The organism is Kitasatospora sp. NPDC059673 (assembly GCF_042734215.1).
Taxonomy (GTDB): Bacteria; Actinomycetota; Actinomycetes; order Streptomycetales; family Streptomycetaceae; genus Kitasatospora.
On the sequence record NZ_JBHWEN010000010.1, the window covers coordinates 124,187 to 139,153 of the forward strand.

Here is a 14,967-nt window from a genome sequence, read left to right on the forward strand (position 1 = left end):
CCCGGCGAGGCGGGGCCGACGGGCGATTCGGGACAGCTCCTCATGAGCTCCGGTCGACTTCCGTGACCCGGCCGCAGCTCGGCCTGGCGGGAAGACCCGGCCAGGGTGCGGGGGTTGGTTCCGGCGTGGTCCGGTCGTGGACGGTCCACCGAGCGGGCCGACGGCAGCGGGCCGACGACAACAGGCTGCCGATCGCCCTACGGCAGGCGGCACGAAGCCGAGGCGGAACACCGTGGCGGAGCCAGATTCGACCGGGCCGCAGCCAGACGCAGCCGCAGTCTGGGACATGCCGGAGAGCGGCGGCGCTGCCGGGTTCCGGCGGCGCTCGGCCGAGCGGGGTCACGGAATCAGTGAAGGAGGAACCGTCTCGAACCGCAGAACAACGGCGAGGACGAATCGGGAAGGGGCTGACTATGCCCCGGACTACTGCAGTCCATCTCGCCTCCTCCCGATTTTGACCAGCGAGTCCCACTCGCGGCCGCGCGGCAGGCGACCGGCCAGGACGGCCCGGCGCACCCCAACTCGTCAGAGCTCTGGCACTCCACGGCGTGTCCCCAGGTCAGGGGAAGCCACTTGGGATCACCCCTTGGGCCGGGGAGACCTGTCCTGATCCGGAGCTTCTCTCGACGGGTGGGATCAGTGGCCTGTGTCCGTGAAGACGCCGCACCGAACGAGGTGTCTGTCCTTGTGCGACCAGGATAGGCCTACCGCCACCCCCACAACCCCATGCTTGACCAGGGTTTGACTCCAAGCTGGTCGGACTTGGGTCAACGACGCGCCGCGGGCCCCGCGGCCGAAGGGAGAACCCGGGGCGCGTGCGGGGGCGGTGGAGGAGACGGCCGTGCGGGCGGGGGTTGTGGCTGAACCGCAATGCGCCGAGCGGGACAGGGGTGAATCGGGACAGGGGTGAATAGGGCCTTGCCCGGGACGGATCGCCGGACCGGCCGACGGTGCTGGCGTTCGCCGCAGGGGCGACACTGGCCGGCGCCGCCGCCACCCGGTGGGTCGCGGCGGAGACGACGGAGAGATGGCTGCGCGGGCCGGGAACCGATCGGGGTCAGGAGTGGAACGAGAGGCGGAATTCGATGGAGCGGTGCGTGGTGCGGTAGCCGAGGGCCTCGTTCACGGCGATCATGCCGACGTTGTGGTCGGCGGTGTCGGTGAGGAGGCCGGTGATCTCCGGCTGCTCGGTGCGTGCCCAGCGGATGGTCTCGGCCTTCATGGCCCGGGCGAGACCCCGTCGGCGATGGGTGGGCATCACGCCGGTGCCGTAGTGCTGGGCGTCGCCGGAACGGCTGGCCGGGAGGACGAGTTCGGTGAAACCGACGATGCTGCCGGTGGCTTCTTCCACCGCGGCCACGGTGTGCAGGAGTTCACCCCGGTCGGCGACGGCCTTCGCGGCCGCGAGGACTCGCTCCTCGTCCCAGGCGACCACGCCGAAGTCGGTGTCACCCATCGGCGTGTCGTCCATGGCGGTGCGCGAAACGGTGAAGGTGGCCAGCCATTCGTCCGGGCAGCTGCCGAGCCACGAGATCAGTCGGTACCCGGGGCTGATCGGCACCTCGACTGCGGCCGGCGCGGCGGCGGGTGCGGTCAGGTCGAGCCGGGCGAAGTCGAGGACCAGCGCCCGGTCGAAGCCCCGCGCGGTGAGGAAGGCATCGCCGGGGGAGCCCTCGACCGCCTGGACGAGCATGGCCTGGCGGCCGTCCTCGGCAGCCGCCGAGGCGGCAGCGGACAGCAGGGCCGAGGCGATGCCGCGCCGGCGTTCGGCGGGGTGGACGTTCAGTGTCAGGGAGCACAGGTGAGCCTGGCCGGGAGAGGTGAACAGTCCCAGAACGGCGGTTCCGAGTGGAGTGCCGTCAGAGGCGGACGCCAGCCAGGTGAGACGGTGCGTGAACGGCGACGGGGCGGCATCGGTGAGGGCGGTCAGACGGAATGTCACGGGTGATGGACTCCAACAGGAGGGGCGGGCGAGCGATGATCGTGCATGCGGCACCGAAGCAGGTGCATCCGGCAGGTGCAAGCGATTTCCGGGGCACTGCGGGTTGTCGGCCAGGCACGGGGGGTTGTTGGCGTGTGGTGGTTGGTGTGGGGGATGTCGCCGGGTTGAAAGAGGGGCGGTGGAAGGAAGAAGGGGCCGATGAAGCGTCATATCGCTTGGAAACGTGATGATCTGACGATGAATCAGTTCGGATCGACACGCGCGCAGCCGCTGGTGCGGGCAGGTTCGGGGCGGGATCATCGTCGCTGTGGTGGTCGGCGTCGCGGCAGCCGCACACGGCTGCTGGGACGCACGCGGGGTGGCGAAGGTGGAGGGCGGATGACCGACGTGCGACTCACGGTGGAGCGCCTGCGCAGTCTGGTGGCCGAAGGCGCCGTGGAGACCGTGGTGTTGGCCGTCACCGACATGCAGGGTCGGTTGCAGGGAAAACGGCTGGCGGCGGAGCACTTCCTGAACGAGGTGCTGGCCGACGGCGCCGAGGGCTGCGGCTACCTGCTGGCAGTGGATGTGGAGATGAACACCGTGGACGGCTACGAGGTGTCCTCCTGGGAGACCGGTTACGGCGACCTGGTGTTCCGGCCCGACCTGACGACCCTGCGGATGGTGCCGTGGCACCCGGCCACCGCGATGGTGCAGTGCGACCTCGCCGACCAGGACGGCAGCCCGGTCGCGGTGTCACCCCGTCAGGTGCTGCGCCGCCAGCTGGAGCGCCTCGCCGGGTACGGATGGCAGGCTTACGTGGGCACCGAGTTGGAGTTCATGGTGTTCCGCGACAGCTACGAGCGGGCCTGGGAGAAGCACTACCAGGACCTCACGCCCGTCAACCAGTACAACGTGGACTACTCGATCCTCGGTACCGGACGGATCGAGCCGCTGCTGCGCAGGCTGCGCACCGGAATGGCGGGCGCCGGGCTGGCGGTGGAGTCGGCGAAGGGCGAGTGCAACCTCGGGCAACACGAAATCGCCTTCCGCTACACCGACGCGCTGACCTGCTGCGACGACCACGCCGTGTACAAGACCGGAGCGAAGGAGATCGCCGCTCAGGAAGGCGTCAGCCTCACCTTCATGGCCAAGTACGACCAACGGGAGGGCAATTCCTGCCACATCCACCTGAGCCTGCGCGACCAGCAGGACCGGCCGGTGTTCCCCAGGAGCGGTGAGGACGGAACCGGCGGCGGGCCCGGGCAGCCGGGAGAGTTCTCCCGGACGATGGAGCACTTCCTGGCCGGGCAGCTCGCCTGCCTCGGCGAGTTCGCGCTGCTGCTCGCGCCGACCGTCAACTCCTACAAGCGCTACGTGGCAGGCAGTTTCGCCCCGACCGCGATCGCCTGGGGCCGCGACAACCGGACGTGCGCGCTGCGGGTGGTCGGACACGGCGGCTCGCTGCGGTTCGAGAACCGGGTGCCGGGCGGGGACGTCAACCCGTACCTGGCGGTGGCCGCCCTGATCGCCGCCGGACTGCACGGAGTGGAGCACCAACTGCCGCTGGAGCCGGAGTTCACCGGCAATGCCTACGCCTCCGACGCCCCACGCGTGCCCGCCACACTGCGAGAGGCGATCGAGCTGTTCGACCGTAGCGAGGCCGCCACCGTGGCGTTCGGCAAGGACATGGTTCGGCACTACGCGCACGCGGGTCGGGTCGAACTCGCCGCCTACGACGCCGCAGTGACCGACTGGGAGCGCCGTCGCAGCTTCGAACGGCTGTAGGGCGCGGACGCCCGGCGCCGCCACACCAGCGCCACCACCGGACACCAGCGCCGTCACGGGACACCACCGCGCAGGCACCAGGGTGCCGATGCCGCCGCGCGGACACCGCACACGGACACAGCGGATACGGACCAGCAACACGGACACCACACCACAGGAGAGCGCCGTGACCGACCAGCCCGATCCGTACCAGGTGGTCAACCCCGCCACCGAGGAGGTGATCGCCACCGTCGAACTCGCCGGCATCGAGGCCGCCGATGCCGCGATCGCCCGCGCCAAGGCCGCGTTCGAGAGCTGGCGGGCCGTCGGCCCGGAAGACCGGGCCCGGCTGCTGCGCCGCTTCGCCGCCGAGGTGGACGCCGACCGTGAACACCTGGCCGCGCTGGAGGTCGCCAACGCGGGGCACACCATCGGAAACGCCCGGTGGGAGGCCGGCAACGCCCGCGACGTCATCGAGTACTACGCAGGCGCGCCCGAGCGGCTGTTCGGCCGGCAGATCCCGGTCGCCGGCGGCCTCGACGTCACCTTCCACGAACCGCTCGGCGTGGTCGGCGTGATCGTCCCGTGGAACTTCCCGATGCCGATCGCCGCCTGGGCGCTCGCACCCGCCCTCGCCGCAGGCAACACGGTGATCGTCAAACCCGCCGAGGCGACCCCGCTGACCGCGCTGCGCCTCGGTGAACTCGCCCTGCGCGCGGGGCTGCCGGAGGGCGTGCTGCAGGTCCTGCCGGGCCGCGGGCCGGTGGTCGGGCAGCGGTTCGTTAGCCACCCGGACGTCCGCAAGGTGGTGTTCACCGGCTCCACCGCCGTCGGCAGGTCCGTGATGGCCGGCTGCGCCGCTCAGGTCAAGCCCGTGACGCTGGAGCTCGGCGGCAAGAGCGCCAATATCGTGTTCGCCGACGCCGACCTGGACAGGGCCGCTGCCACCGCCCCGTACGCGGTGTTCGACAACGCGGGGCAGGACTGCTGCGCCCGCTCCCGGATCCTGGTCGAGGCGAGCGTGTACGAGGCGTTCATGGCACGGCTGGAGAGCGCGGTGCTGGCGGTGCGGGTCGGCGACCCGGGTGACGAGAAGACCGAGATGGGGCCGCTGATCTCGGCCGCGCACCGGCAGCGGGTCGCCTCGTACGTGGACGGCGACACTGAGGTGGCGTTCCGCGGCAGCGCCCCGGAAGGGCCCGGGTTCTGGTACCCGCCGACGGTGCTCGCACCGATCGCGCCCGACCACCGGGCGTTCACCGAGGAGGTGTTCGGGCCGGTGGTCGCGGTGGTGCCGTTCCGTGGCGAGAGCGACGCGGTGCGGATCGCCAACACCACCGAGTACGGACTGTCCGGCTCGATCTGGACCCGCGAGGTGGGCCGGGCGCTGCGCGTCGCCCGCGCCGTCGAGGCGGGCAACCTGTCCGTCAACTCGCACTCCTCGGTGCGGTACTGGACGCCGTTCGGCGGTTTCAAACAATCCGGTCTGGGCCGCGAGCTCGGCCCCGATGCCCTGCACGCCTTCACCGAGACCAAGAACGTCTTCATCGCGACGGAGGAATGAACCCCATGACCAAGCGACTCGACGGCCGGGTGGCCGTCGTCACCGGCGCGGGCAGCGGCATCGGCCTGGCCACCGCACGCCGGTTCGCCGCCGAAGGCGCGAAGGTGGTGTGCGCCGACATCGACGAGGAGACCGGCGCCAAGGCCGCCAACGAGGTCGGCGGCCTGTTCGTGCGCACCGACGTGAGCGACGAGGAACAGGTCCGGGTGCTCTTTGACACCGCCGTCGAGCACTACGGCAGCCTGGACGTGGCGTTCAACAACGCCGGCATCTCGCCGCCCGAGGACGACTCGATCCTGGTCACCGGGCTGGAGGCGTGGAAGCGCGTCCAGGACGTCAACCTGACGTCCGTCTACCTGTGCTGCAAGTACGCGATCGGGCACATGCGACGCCAGGGCAAGGGCTCGATCATCAACACGGCGTCCTTTGTGGCGGTGATGGGCGCGGCCACCTCGCAGATCTCGTACAGCGCCTCCAAGGGCGGGGTGTTGTCGATGAGCCGGGAGCTGGGCGTCGAGTTCGCCCGCGAGGGGATCCGGGTCAACGCGCTGTGCCCGGGGCCGGTCAACACCCCGTTGCTGCGGGAGCTGTTCGCGAAGGACCCCGAGCGGGCCGCCCGCCGCCTGGTGCACATCCCGCTCGGCCGGTTCGCCGAGCCCGAGGAGATTGCCGCGGCCGTCGCCTTCCTGGCCAGCGACGATTCCTCGTTCATGACCGCCAACACCTTCCTGGTGGACGGCGGCATCTCCGGCGCTTACGTCACCCCGCTCTAGCCGCCGGGGGCCAACGGGACGGCCGGACGGGTCGTGAGGACACCGTCCGGCCGTTCAGCCCTGAGTCGATCTGTCGTGGGCCGGCCCGCCCGGCAGGGCAGCACCGGCGCTGTTCACTCCGCGGAGAAGGCGTCCCCGTCGATCGCGAGTGCGCTGCCGTCGCGGGCACCCGCGTCGCCCTCGACGGCGAGTGCGTCGCCGCCCGTGGCCCAGGCGTCACCCCCGAGCGCGGCGGCGCTGCCGTCCAGCGCGACCGCGTCGCCGTCGACGGCCAGCGCGTTGCCGCGCACGGCCCAGGCGTCGCCCTCGATCGCCACCGCGTCGCCGTCGATCGCCACCGAGTCGCCGCCGAAGGCGATCGCCCCGTGCGGGTGCTCGTGCTCATGCTCGTGCTCGTGCGCGGACGCGGTGCCCGCAGCGCCGAACAGGGCGAGCCCGGTGAGGAAGGTGGCGGTGGTGAGCTTGGCAATGCTGAAAAGCATCAATTCCTCCATGGTTGGCGCCGAACGCGACCGATCGCGACCGATCCTGGAGGAGGGCCGACCCGTGGCGTGGGCCTCCGGCCGTGTCGTCACCCGTCCGGGGCAACTCCACTGCCGTGACGGGTGAGTGAGGTACCGCCGGATGCCGTACCGGGTGCCACGAGCACCGATTGGCTTGGCAGGTACGGAAGTTGAGACACCGGGTGGTATGACGATCGGATCAGCGTGCCGGGAGTTCCATCTCGAACCAGACCACCTTGCCGTCCCGGGTCGCCCGGCTGCCCCAGCGGTGCGCCAACTCGTTGATCAGCTGCATGCCCCGGCCGCCCTCGTCGTGCGGACCCGACGGCCGCAGCCGCGGCTCCCGGCTGTCCGAGTCCGACACCTCCACCGTCAGCAACGCGCCGCGGAACACCCGCAGTTGCAGCGGCGAACCCGCGTGTATCAGGGCGTTGGTCAACAACTCCCCGGTCAGCAGCACCACCGGCTCCACCAGCGAGGTCAGGCCCCAGCCCGTCAGCGTCCGCCGGGTGAACTCCCGGGCGTGCCGCAGCAGCGCCGGGTCGCCGGACAGCGGCAGCGTCGCCAGCCGGTCTTCGCCGACCGGCCCAGCGTGCGCCATGATGACCGCCACATCGTCCTGCCCCAGCGTCGCCCCGAGTGCGTCCAGCACCACGTCGCAGCCCCGCTCCAAGGTGCCCTGGCGGTGCGTCACCGTCTCGCGCAGCAACTCCAGGCCCTCGTCCAGGTCCTGGCCGCGCCGCTCCACCAGCCCGTCCGTGTACAGCACCAGCAGCCCGTCCTTGCGCAGCGGGAACCGGATCGACTCGAACGGCACCCCGCCCACACCCAACGGCGCCCCCGGCGGCGGCTGCACCAGCCGCGCCTGCCCGTCGTGCTCGGACACCACCGGCGGCAGATGCCCCGCCGAGGCGAGGATGCACTCCTCGTCCACCGGGTCGAACACCGCGCACACACAGGTCGCGAACTGGCCCTCGCCGAGCTGCGCCGTCGCATCGTCCAGCCGGCGCAGCACCCGCGCCGGATCCAGGTCCAGCGTCACCAGCGTGCGCGCCACCGTTCGCAACTGGCCCATGGTGGCGGCCGCCCGGATGCCGTGGCCCATGACATCGCCGACGATCAGCGCCACCCGGCCGCCGGTCAGCGGCACCACGTCGAACCAGTCGCCGCCGATCTCGTCGCCCACCGTCGAGGGCAGATAGCGGTGCGCGATCTCCAACCCCGGGGTGTGGTGCACGTCCTGCGGCAGCAGGCTGCGCTGCAGGGTGAGCGCGGTGTCCCGTTCGCGCCGGTACAGCCGCGCGTTGTCGATGCACACCGCCGCCCGCGCCGCCAACTCCTCGCCGAGCGCCAGGTCGGCCGCCGTGAACGCCTCCGGATTGGTCATTCGCGCGAACTCCACCCCGCCCAGCACCTGCCCGCGCGCCAGCAGCGGCACCATCAGGTACGAGTGCAGGCCCGCGTCCAGACTGGGCTGGATCCGCTCCGGGTAGGTGACGATCCGGCGCAGCGCGAACTCGTCCACGTGCGGCACCAGCACCGACCGGCCGGTGCGCATTGCCTGCGCGTACAGGTGGGCCGAGCGCGACGACCCGCCGACCTCGTCCGCCGCGTTCACCAGCTTGGCGCGGGAGCTCCCGTCGTCGTCGGCCCGCTCGCCGACCGCGACCGCACGCAGCAGCACCGAACCCGACTCGGGCACCGGCTCCGGGTCCTCGTCCGCCATCACCGCCTCCCGGATGTCCACGGTGACGAAGTCCGCGAACCGGGGGATCACGACGTCCACCAGCTCCTGCGCGGTCAGATGCAGGTCCAGCGTGGTGCCGATCCGGGTGGACGCCTCGTTCAGCAGGGCCAGCCGCTGCTGGGCGGTCTCGGCGGCCTCCAACGCGTGCTGGCGCTGCTCGGCGGCGTCCCGCTCCCGGGTGTACAGCAGCGCGTTGTCGATCGCCACCGCGGCCCGCCCCGACAACTCGGCCGCCAGCGCCACGTCCGTCTCGTCGTACCGGGCCTCGGTGCACGAGCGCATGAACGTCGCGGTGCCGATCGCCGAACCGCGGGCGATCAGCGGCACCACCATGAACGACCGCACCCCCTGCTCGCGGATCGCGGCAGTGCGCACCGGATCGTCGGCGAACCACTTCATGGTCGGAGCACTGGCGTCCGCCACCAGTACCGACCGGCCGTGCGCCAGCGCCCACGCGTACGGGCTGCTCGGGCGGTAGCGCTGCACCGCGCCGACCGGGCCGATCGACCACATCCCGCTGCCCGGAACGGTGTGGAACGCCAGCCGGCGCAGCACCGCGGACCGGTCGGAGCGGTCCGGCAGCACCGCGGCCTCGCCGCGCACCATGGACTCCAGTACCTCGACCACCACGGTGTCGGCCAGCCGCGGTGTCGCCGTCTCGGCCAGCTCCCGGGCGGTGGTGGCCAGATCGAGCGTGGTGCCGATCCGGGCGGACGCGTCGTTCAGCAGCGCCAGCCGCTGCTGGGCGGCCTCGACGGCGGTCTCCGCCTCGAACCGGTCGGTGATGTCCACGACCGTCACGCAGACCCCGAGCACCGTGCCGTCCGGCTCGTCCAGCCGGAAACACGCCACCGACCAGGCGTGCTCGCGCTCCGGGTCGGCCGGCGTCCAGCCGTGTGTGCGGGCGTCCAGCACCGATTGGCCGTCGGCCAGCACCTTCATCATCATCGCCTCGACCTGCTGGCCGTCGATGGCCGGCAGCACCTCGGTCAGGCGCCGCCCCATACTCTCCTGCCGAGGCACCCCGTTGATCCGGGCCAGTGCGTCGTTCAGGCGGACGAAGCGCAACTCGGTGTCGAACACCGCCATGCCGACCGGGGACTGGGTGAAGAAACCGTCCAGTACCGCCAGGTCGGAGGCCAGCCGGCGCACCGCGCTGACGTCCGAGGCCACCGCCAGCACCATCGGGGCCCCGTCCGGACCGAGGACCGGAAACGCGCGGAACTCCAGTCGCACCAGGTGCCCGTCGCGGTGCCGCACCGGGAAGACCCCCGAGAACGGACGGCCACTGAGGATCCGGGAGAACAGCTCCAGCACCTCGGGGCGCCGCTCCCCTCCCACCAACAGGTCCGCGGCGCGGGCGCCCACCGCCTGCGCGGCGGGAAAACCGAGCAGCGTCTCCGCGTCCGGACTCCAGTGCAGGATCCGGCCGTCCGACGCGACCAGCGCCGTCGCCACCGGAATGGCCAGCAGGCCGTCGGGCAGCTCCGCACCGCCCTCCGCCAACGGAGAGGTGGGGCGGATCCGGTGACTACCCTGCTTGTCGGTGTCCATCTGGCCACCTGCCGTTCCGGGGGCGGGTACCGCTCTGCCATCCTCGCACGCCGGGCCGCCCGCGCCCAGACGGGTGAGCGCCCGCTATTGTGGACCGGATGGACACCCGTCGGACCGACCCCCAGGTGGCGCCCGGTGGCGCGTAGGCCCCCCGCACCTGTGAGCCCGCTGCCGCAGCGCGACGGCATCGACCCGGTCCACGTGCGGCTGCCCCTCGAAGGCCCCTGGCCGACCGTCCGCGCCTACCTGGAGGAGCGTTACGGCGCCGCCGCCGGCCCCGGACGGATCGCGGCGATGCTCGACGCCGGCGAATTCGCCGGCCCCGACGGGCCGATCGCCCCCGATGCCCCCTACCGGCCCGGCGGCCACGTGTGGTTCCACCGCGAACCCGGGCCGCCCGAACCCGTGGTGCCGTTCCCCGTCGAGGTGCTGTACCGCGACGAGCGGATCGTGGTCGCCGACAAGCCGCACTTCCTGGCCACCACCCCGCGCGGCAGCCACGCCACCGAGACCGCGCTAGCCCGGCTGCGCCGCGACCTCGGCCTGCCCCGGCTCAGCCCCGCGCACCGCCTGGACCGCCTCACCGCGGGCGTGGTGCTGTTCATCGCCGACCCCACCCGCCGGGGCGCCTACCAGGGACTGTTCGAACGGCGGGAGGCCGTCAAGACCTACGAGGCGATCGCCCGGCACAACCCGGCCGTGCCCCTGCCGACCACCGTGCGCAACCGGCTCGTCAAGGACCACGGCCGGCTGGACGCCTACCAGGTGCCGGGGGAGCCCAACGCGGAGAGCCGGGTCGAGCTGCTGGAGGCCCGCGACGGCCTGGGCCGCTACCGGCTCGCCCCGCACACCGGCCGCACCCACCAGCTGCGGGTGCACATGAACGGGCTCGGCCTGCCGATCCTCGGCGACCCGATCTACCCCGAGCTGCTGCCCGAACAGGACCCCGAGAACTACCGGCGTCCGCTCCAACTGCTGGCTCGCTCGCTGGAATTCACCGACCCCGTGGACGGCACGCCGCGACGTTTCGTCAGCGGACGGGTGCTGGCGGCGTGGGCCGATCCGGCCGACTGGCGCGGCTGACGGACCCTCGGAGCGACGGCGAGCGCCTCCTTGTGCGCAGTGTATTGACGGACAGTCTAATAACTTCTACCTTCGCGGCAGTGGCACCAGTCCACCCTCGACCACGCCCCCACCGCGAAGGAGCCGGCATGCCGCCCCACCCTGCCGCCACCCCCGGCGCCCCTGACCGCGAGCGCACCGCCCCCGACCGGGAACGCACCGCCGAACGCCTGCTCGCCTCCTCCGCGAAGCTCTCGTTCAACCCGCTCAACGACATCGACTGGGACGCCGACCCCGTCCCCGGCGCCTACTACTGCCCGCCCCGCCACCTCTCCCTCTACGGCACCGACCTGTGGGAACGGCTGACCGAGGCCGAGCGCATCGAACTCTCCAAGCACGAGGTCGCCTCGATCGCCAGCGTCGGCATCTGGTTCGAGGAGATCCTCATGCAGATGCTGCTGCGCCACGCCTTCGACCGGGACCCCACCAGCAACCACGTCCAGTACGCGCTCACCGAGATCGCCGACGAATGCCGGCACTCGGTGATGTTCGCCCGCATGATCGCCAAGATGGGCGTCCCCGCGTACGGCGCCGGATTCGTCGCCCACAACCTCGGCCGGCTGTTCAAGGCGATCTCCACCCACAGCCAGACCTTCGGCGGCACCATGTACGTCGAGGAGATCCTGGACGCCTTCCAGCGCGAAATGATGAACGACGACACCGTCCAGCCGCTCACCCGGCAGGTCTCCCGGATCCACGTCATCGAAGAGGCCCGGCACATCACCTACGCCCGCGAGGAACTCGTCCGCAAGCGGCTCGGGCCGCTGCAGCGGCGGTGGGAGCAGTTCCTCCTCGGCGTGGTCATCTACTACGCCACCACCGCGCTGATCCACCCCCGGCTCTACGCCGCCGTCGGCATCGACCCGAAGATCGGCAAGGCCGTCGCCCGGGCCAACCCGCACTGGCGCAACACCAGGATCGAGATGGCGCAGAAGGTGATCGGCGTGCTGGACCGGGCCGGACTGGTCGGCCGCGCCAACCGCTGGCTGCTGCGCGCCGCCGGTGTGATCGCCTGAGCGGTTCGACGACGGCGCGGGTCGCAGAGTTGTGATCATCCGGTGTCGAAGTGGTCTTCCGATGATCGAGTGGCGCGGATACAGTGCGAAGCATCGAACGATCCGGGGGGATCCTCATGCGTCGCGCGCCACTCGGCACTGCCGCTGCTGCCGTCCTGCTGCTCACCGCCGTCGCCGGATGCGGCGGATCGACGCCACCCGAGGGCGGTGGGACGGCGGCCACCACCCCCGCCGGGGACTCCGCCGGGGGCACGGCATCCGGCAGCCCGGGGACGGCCGGTGCTCCGAGCGCGGGCCCGAGCGATACCGCTCCGAGCGGCGCGGCCGGCAGCATCACCGTGGCCTTCGCCGGGGACGTCCACTTCGAGGGCCGGACCGGCTCCCGGCTGACCGCCCCCGCCACCGAAACCGCACTCGGGCCGATCGCCAAGACCCTGTCCGCCGCCGACCTGGCGGTGCTCAACCTGGAGACCGCGATCACCGGCCGCGGCAAGCCCGAACCCAAGACCTACACCTTCCGGACCAGCCCCAAGGCGCTGACCGCGCTCAAGGACGCCGGAATAGACGTGCTCTCCCAGGCCAACAACCACGCCGTCGATTTCGGCGCCGACGGCCTCGCCGACACCCTCGCCGCCAAGGCCAACTCCCCGATTCCACTGATCGGCATCGGCAAGGACACGGCCGAAGCCTTCGCGCCCCACATAGCCACCGTGCACGGCACGAAGGTCGCCGTCCTGGCAGCGAGCCAGGTCGACGAACTCACCAACCAGAAGTGGCGGGCCGGCGAGCACAAACCCGGCATCGCCTCCGCGTTCGACGAGAAATCCCTGCTGCGCGCCGTCACCGAGGCCAAGGCGCAGGCTCCCGTGGTGCTGGTGTACCTGCACTGGGGCGAGGAAGGCGTGGCCTGCCCGACCGCCGCACAGAGCGCCCTCGCCAAGAAGCTCGCCGCCGCCGGCGCCACCGCCGTGGTCGGCACACACGCCCACACCATGCTCGGCGCGGGCATGCTCGGAAACACCTATGTGGCGTACGGCTTCGGCAACTTCCTCTGGTACGGCACCTCGAACTACACCGCCTCCGACGAGACCGGCGTCACCACGCTCACCATCAGCACCGACGGACGGGTCACCGGCGAAACGTTCACCCCCGCCCACATCGACGGGCGGGGCGTGCCCGTTCCGCAGACCGGCGGCGCGGCGAAGGCCGCCCAGCAACGCCGCGACGGCCTGCGCGGCTGCACCGGACTGGCCGCCGTCCCGAAGTGACGGCGGCCGGGCCGGGCGGCCGTCAGCCCAGGTTCAGCACCTGGCCCGGGTGGATCAGGTCCGGGTTCTCGCCCACCACCTGCTGGTTGCTCTGGTAGAGACCGGTCCAGCCGCCGTTCAGCTCGTGGGTGCGGGCGATCTTCGCCAGCGTGTCACCCGGGCCGACGGTGTACGGCTGCGGGGACGGGGTCGTGGCGGACGGGGTTTCGGTGGACGGGGGTACGGGCGCGTTGCCGGGGGCGGAGGTGCTCGGGGACGGCGGGGTGGTGGGCTGATCCGGGGTGGACGGTGTGGGCTGCTGGTTGCCGCTGTTGCCCTTGCCGTCCTGGCCCTGGCCCTGGTTGGTGCCGTTGCCGGGTTCGGCGCCGTTGCCGTTGCCGGTCTGGTCGCCGGTGGGCGTGGTGGGGTTCGGGCTCGGGTCGGTGCTCGGGTTGGTGCTCGGGTTGGTGCTCTGGTCGCTCGAAGGGGCCGGGGCAGTCGGAGCGGTCGGAGCAGTCGGGACGGTCCGGCCGTCCGGGGTGGCGGTCGGAGCCGGTGTGGCCGCAGGCGGCTGGGGGTGCGTCAGCTGGATGTAGCGCTCGTACAGGCTCTGGTGGCTGGTCCAGAACCAGCCGCCGTTCTTCTCGTACCAGTACACGTGGTACACCGGGTCGTAGCCGGGCAGGCCGGAGAACACCGGAGTGGCGTTCCGCGGCGCGACGGTGCCGTCCGAGGCGGTGTTGACGGCCGCGATGCCGCGGGCGCCGCGCAGCGAACCCGCCTCGTCCGCCGAGTCGTTGTCGTCCACCACACCGGGGGCGCTGACCGTGCGCAGGCCCGCCGAGTCCGCGCACGAGGCCCAGGGCTGCGGGCCTTCGGTGGCCAGGATGCGTTCGGCGACCGCGATCTGCTGGCTGCGGGTGGCCCCGCTGGGCAGCTCGGCGTACTGGGTGCCGCCGTAGTCGAGCCAGCGCTGGGCGGTGATCTGGAGGCCGCCGTACACGCCGTTGCCCGGGTCGGAACTCCAGTTGCCGCCGCTCTCGCAGTCGGCGACCCGGTCCCAGACCGTGCTCGGTGCGGCCTGCGCACTTGTCACGGCGAGCAGCGGCAGTGCGAGGCCGACGCCGGCGACGCCGGCTGCGGCGATCGCCCGCTCGGCTGCCTTCTCCGCCTGGCTCTGCCGACGATGGCGCCCGGAACCCGTGAAGAGCATGCCCGATCCTCTCCGCACGCCTGCGAGGTGAGCTGTCGGGTTCGGACCGGGAGGAAGGCCCGGCCGCCGCGTACCGGTCGGAGCCGGTGCGGGCGGCTTCACCCCTAGCCGTGGGGGACGGCGACGTACCTGGTTCCCCCGTCCCTGTCCAAGGGTTGTGGTGGTCGACCCGGCAACGCGGCGGACAGGGTTCGGCGTTGCCGCGCGTGGGGCCCGGCGGTGCGGGCCGGATCGAGCCTAATCACTCGAACGGAGTAATCACAAGCTCATCGCGCCTATGTCACGGCCGAGTTGCGTCAGCCCGGTGGTCGGGCAGCCGGGCAGCCGGGCGGGCGGTCGGCCGGCCGGGCGATGGGTGGTCGGGCAGTCGGGCGATGGGGTGATCGGGTGGTCGGCTGCGAAAGTCTGGCCGATCGGTGGGATTGGGGGAGCGGGTGGAGGGGAAGGCGGACAGCCCCGCTTGGGCGGTTGGGTGTCGAGGGTTCCTCAAGTGGCTTGAAAAGCGAGGCAGTTGAGCGAAATCGGCGCATTGGGGGCGTT

Annotated in this window: 10 protein-coding genes and 2 riboswitches; of the genes, 6 read left to right on the forward strand and 4 right to left on the reverse strand. The window is 71.8% G+C overall.

The window, feature by feature from the left end; all coding sequences use genetic code 11:
• Positions 1-509 precede the first annotated feature (509 nt).
• Positions 510-682, reverse strand: a riboswitch (M-box (ykoK) riboswitch).
• Positions 683-1,057: 375 nt separating this feature from the next.
• Complete coding sequence (locus tag ACFV18_RS14595) at positions 1,058-1,942, reverse strand: GNAT family N-acetyltransferase (RefSeq protein WP_380482994.1); 885 nt, start codon at positions 1,940-1,942, stop codon at positions 1,058-1,060.
• Between the two features lie 378 nt (positions 1,943-2,320).
• On the opposite strand from ACFV18_RS14595, the gene ACFV18_RS14600 reads away from it, so the two are divergent.
• The 3 genes from ACFV18_RS14600 to ACFV18_RS14610 all read left to right on the forward strand — a co-directional run bounded on the left by ACFV18_RS14600 (position 2,321) and on the right by ACFV18_RS14610 (position 6,025).
• Positions 2,321-3,709, forward strand: coding sequence for a glutamine synthetase family protein (locus tag ACFV18_RS14600; RefSeq protein ID WP_380482996.1), 1,389 nt, complete (start codon positions 2,321-2,323; stop codon positions 3,707-3,709).
• A 166-nt stretch (positions 3,710-3,875) separates the two neighbouring features.
• Positions 3,876-5,252 (forward strand): aldehyde dehydrogenase family protein, encoded by a 1,377-nt coding sequence (locus ACFV18_RS14605; RefSeq protein WP_380482998.1) that lies wholly within the window; start codon positions 3,876-3,878, stop codon positions 5,250-5,252.
• Positions 5,249-6,025 (forward strand): 3-oxoacyl-ACP reductase, encoded by a 777-nt coding sequence (locus tag ACFV18_RS14610; RefSeq protein WP_380483000.1) that lies wholly within the window; start codon positions 5,249-5,251, stop codon positions 6,023-6,025. The genes ACFV18_RS14605 and ACFV18_RS14610 overlap by 4 nt, the downstream gene beginning before the upstream one ends.
• A 113-nt stretch (positions 6,026-6,138) precedes the next feature.
• Here the strand turns inward: ACFV18_RS14610 and ACFV18_RS14615 are convergent, their stop codons facing one another.
• Complete coding sequence (locus ACFV18_RS14615; protein WP_380483002.1) at positions 6,139-6,507, reverse strand: hypothetical protein; 369 nt, start codon at positions 6,505-6,507, stop codon at positions 6,139-6,141.
• 220 nt (positions 6,508-6,727) lie between these two features.
• Positions 6,728-9,829: a SpoIIE family protein phosphatase gene (locus ACFV18_RS14620; RefSeq protein ID WP_380483004.1), complete on the reverse strand. Its 3,102-nt coding sequence runs from the start codon at positions 9,827-9,829 to the stop codon at positions 6,728-6,730.
• Between the two features lie 135 nt (positions 9,830-9,964).
• On the opposite strand from ACFV18_RS14620, the gene ACFV18_RS14625 reads away from it, so the two are divergent.
• The 3 genes from ACFV18_RS14625 to ACFV18_RS14635 all read left to right on the forward strand — a co-directional run bounded on the left by ACFV18_RS14625 (position 9,965) and on the right by ACFV18_RS14635 (position 13,235).
• Positions 9,965-10,912 carry a pseudouridine synthase gene (locus ACFV18_RS14625; protein ID WP_380483006.1) on the forward strand — a complete coding sequence of 316 codons (948 nt, stop codon included), beginning with the start codon at positions 9,965-9,967 and terminating at the stop codon, positions 10,910-10,912.
• Positions 10,913-11,040: 128 nt separating this feature from the next.
• Positions 11,041-11,967, forward strand: a complete 927-nt coding sequence (locus ACFV18_RS14630; protein ID WP_380483008.1) for a diiron oxygenase — start codon at positions 11,041-11,043, stop codon at positions 11,965-11,967.
• Between the two features lie 116 nt (positions 11,968-12,083).
• Positions 12,084-13,235: a CapA family protein gene (locus ACFV18_RS14635; RefSeq protein ID WP_380483010.1), complete on the forward strand. Its 1,152-nt coding sequence runs from the start codon at positions 12,084-12,086 to the stop codon at positions 13,233-13,235.
• A gap of 22 nt (positions 13,236-13,257) precedes the next feature.
• On the opposite strand, the gene ACFV18_RS14640 is transcribed toward ACFV18_RS14635, so the two are convergent.
• Entirely contained in the window at positions 13,258-14,427 is a 1,170-nt protein-coding gene (locus ACFV18_RS14640; protein ID WP_380483012.1) for a transglycosylase family protein, read from the reverse strand.
• A 3-nt stretch (positions 14,428-14,430) separates the two neighbouring features.
• Positions 14,431-14,600, reverse strand: a riboswitch (cyclic di-AMP (ydaO/yuaA leader).
• Positions 14,601-14,967 lie beyond the last annotated feature (367 nt).

What these genes read in the sequence shown, in the direction of transcription:
- ACFV18_RS14600 (WP_380482996.1), top strand. Translation starts at nt 2,321, where the DNA reads ATGACCGACGTGCGACTCACGGTGGAGCGCCTGCGCAGTCTGGTGGCC.
- ACFV18_RS14610 (WP_380483000.1), top strand. Translation starts at nt 5,249, where the DNA reads ATGAACCCCATGACCAAGCGACTCGACGGCCGGGTGGCCGTCGTCACC.
- ACFV18_RS14615 (WP_380483002.1), bottom strand. Translation starts at nt 6,507, where the DNA reads ATGCTTTTCAGCATTGCCAAGCTCACCACCGCCACCTTCCTCACCGGG.
- ACFV18_RS14620 (WP_380483004.1), bottom strand. Translation starts at nt 9,829, where the DNA reads ATGGACACCGACAAGCAGGGTAGTCACCGGATCCGCCCCACCTCTCCG.
- ACFV18_RS14630 (WP_380483008.1), top strand. Translation starts at nt 11,041, where the DNA reads ATGCCGCCCCACCCTGCCGCCACCCCCGGCGCCCCTGACCGCGAGCGC.
- ACFV18_RS14635 (WP_380483010.1), top strand. Translation starts at nt 12,084, where the DNA reads ATGCGTCGCGCGCCACTCGGCACTGCCGCTGCTGCCGTCCTGCTGCTC.
- ACFV18_RS14640 (WP_380483012.1), bottom strand. Translation starts at nt 14,427, where the DNA reads ATGCTCTTCACGGGTTCCGGGCGCCATCGTCGGCAGAGCCAGGCGGAG.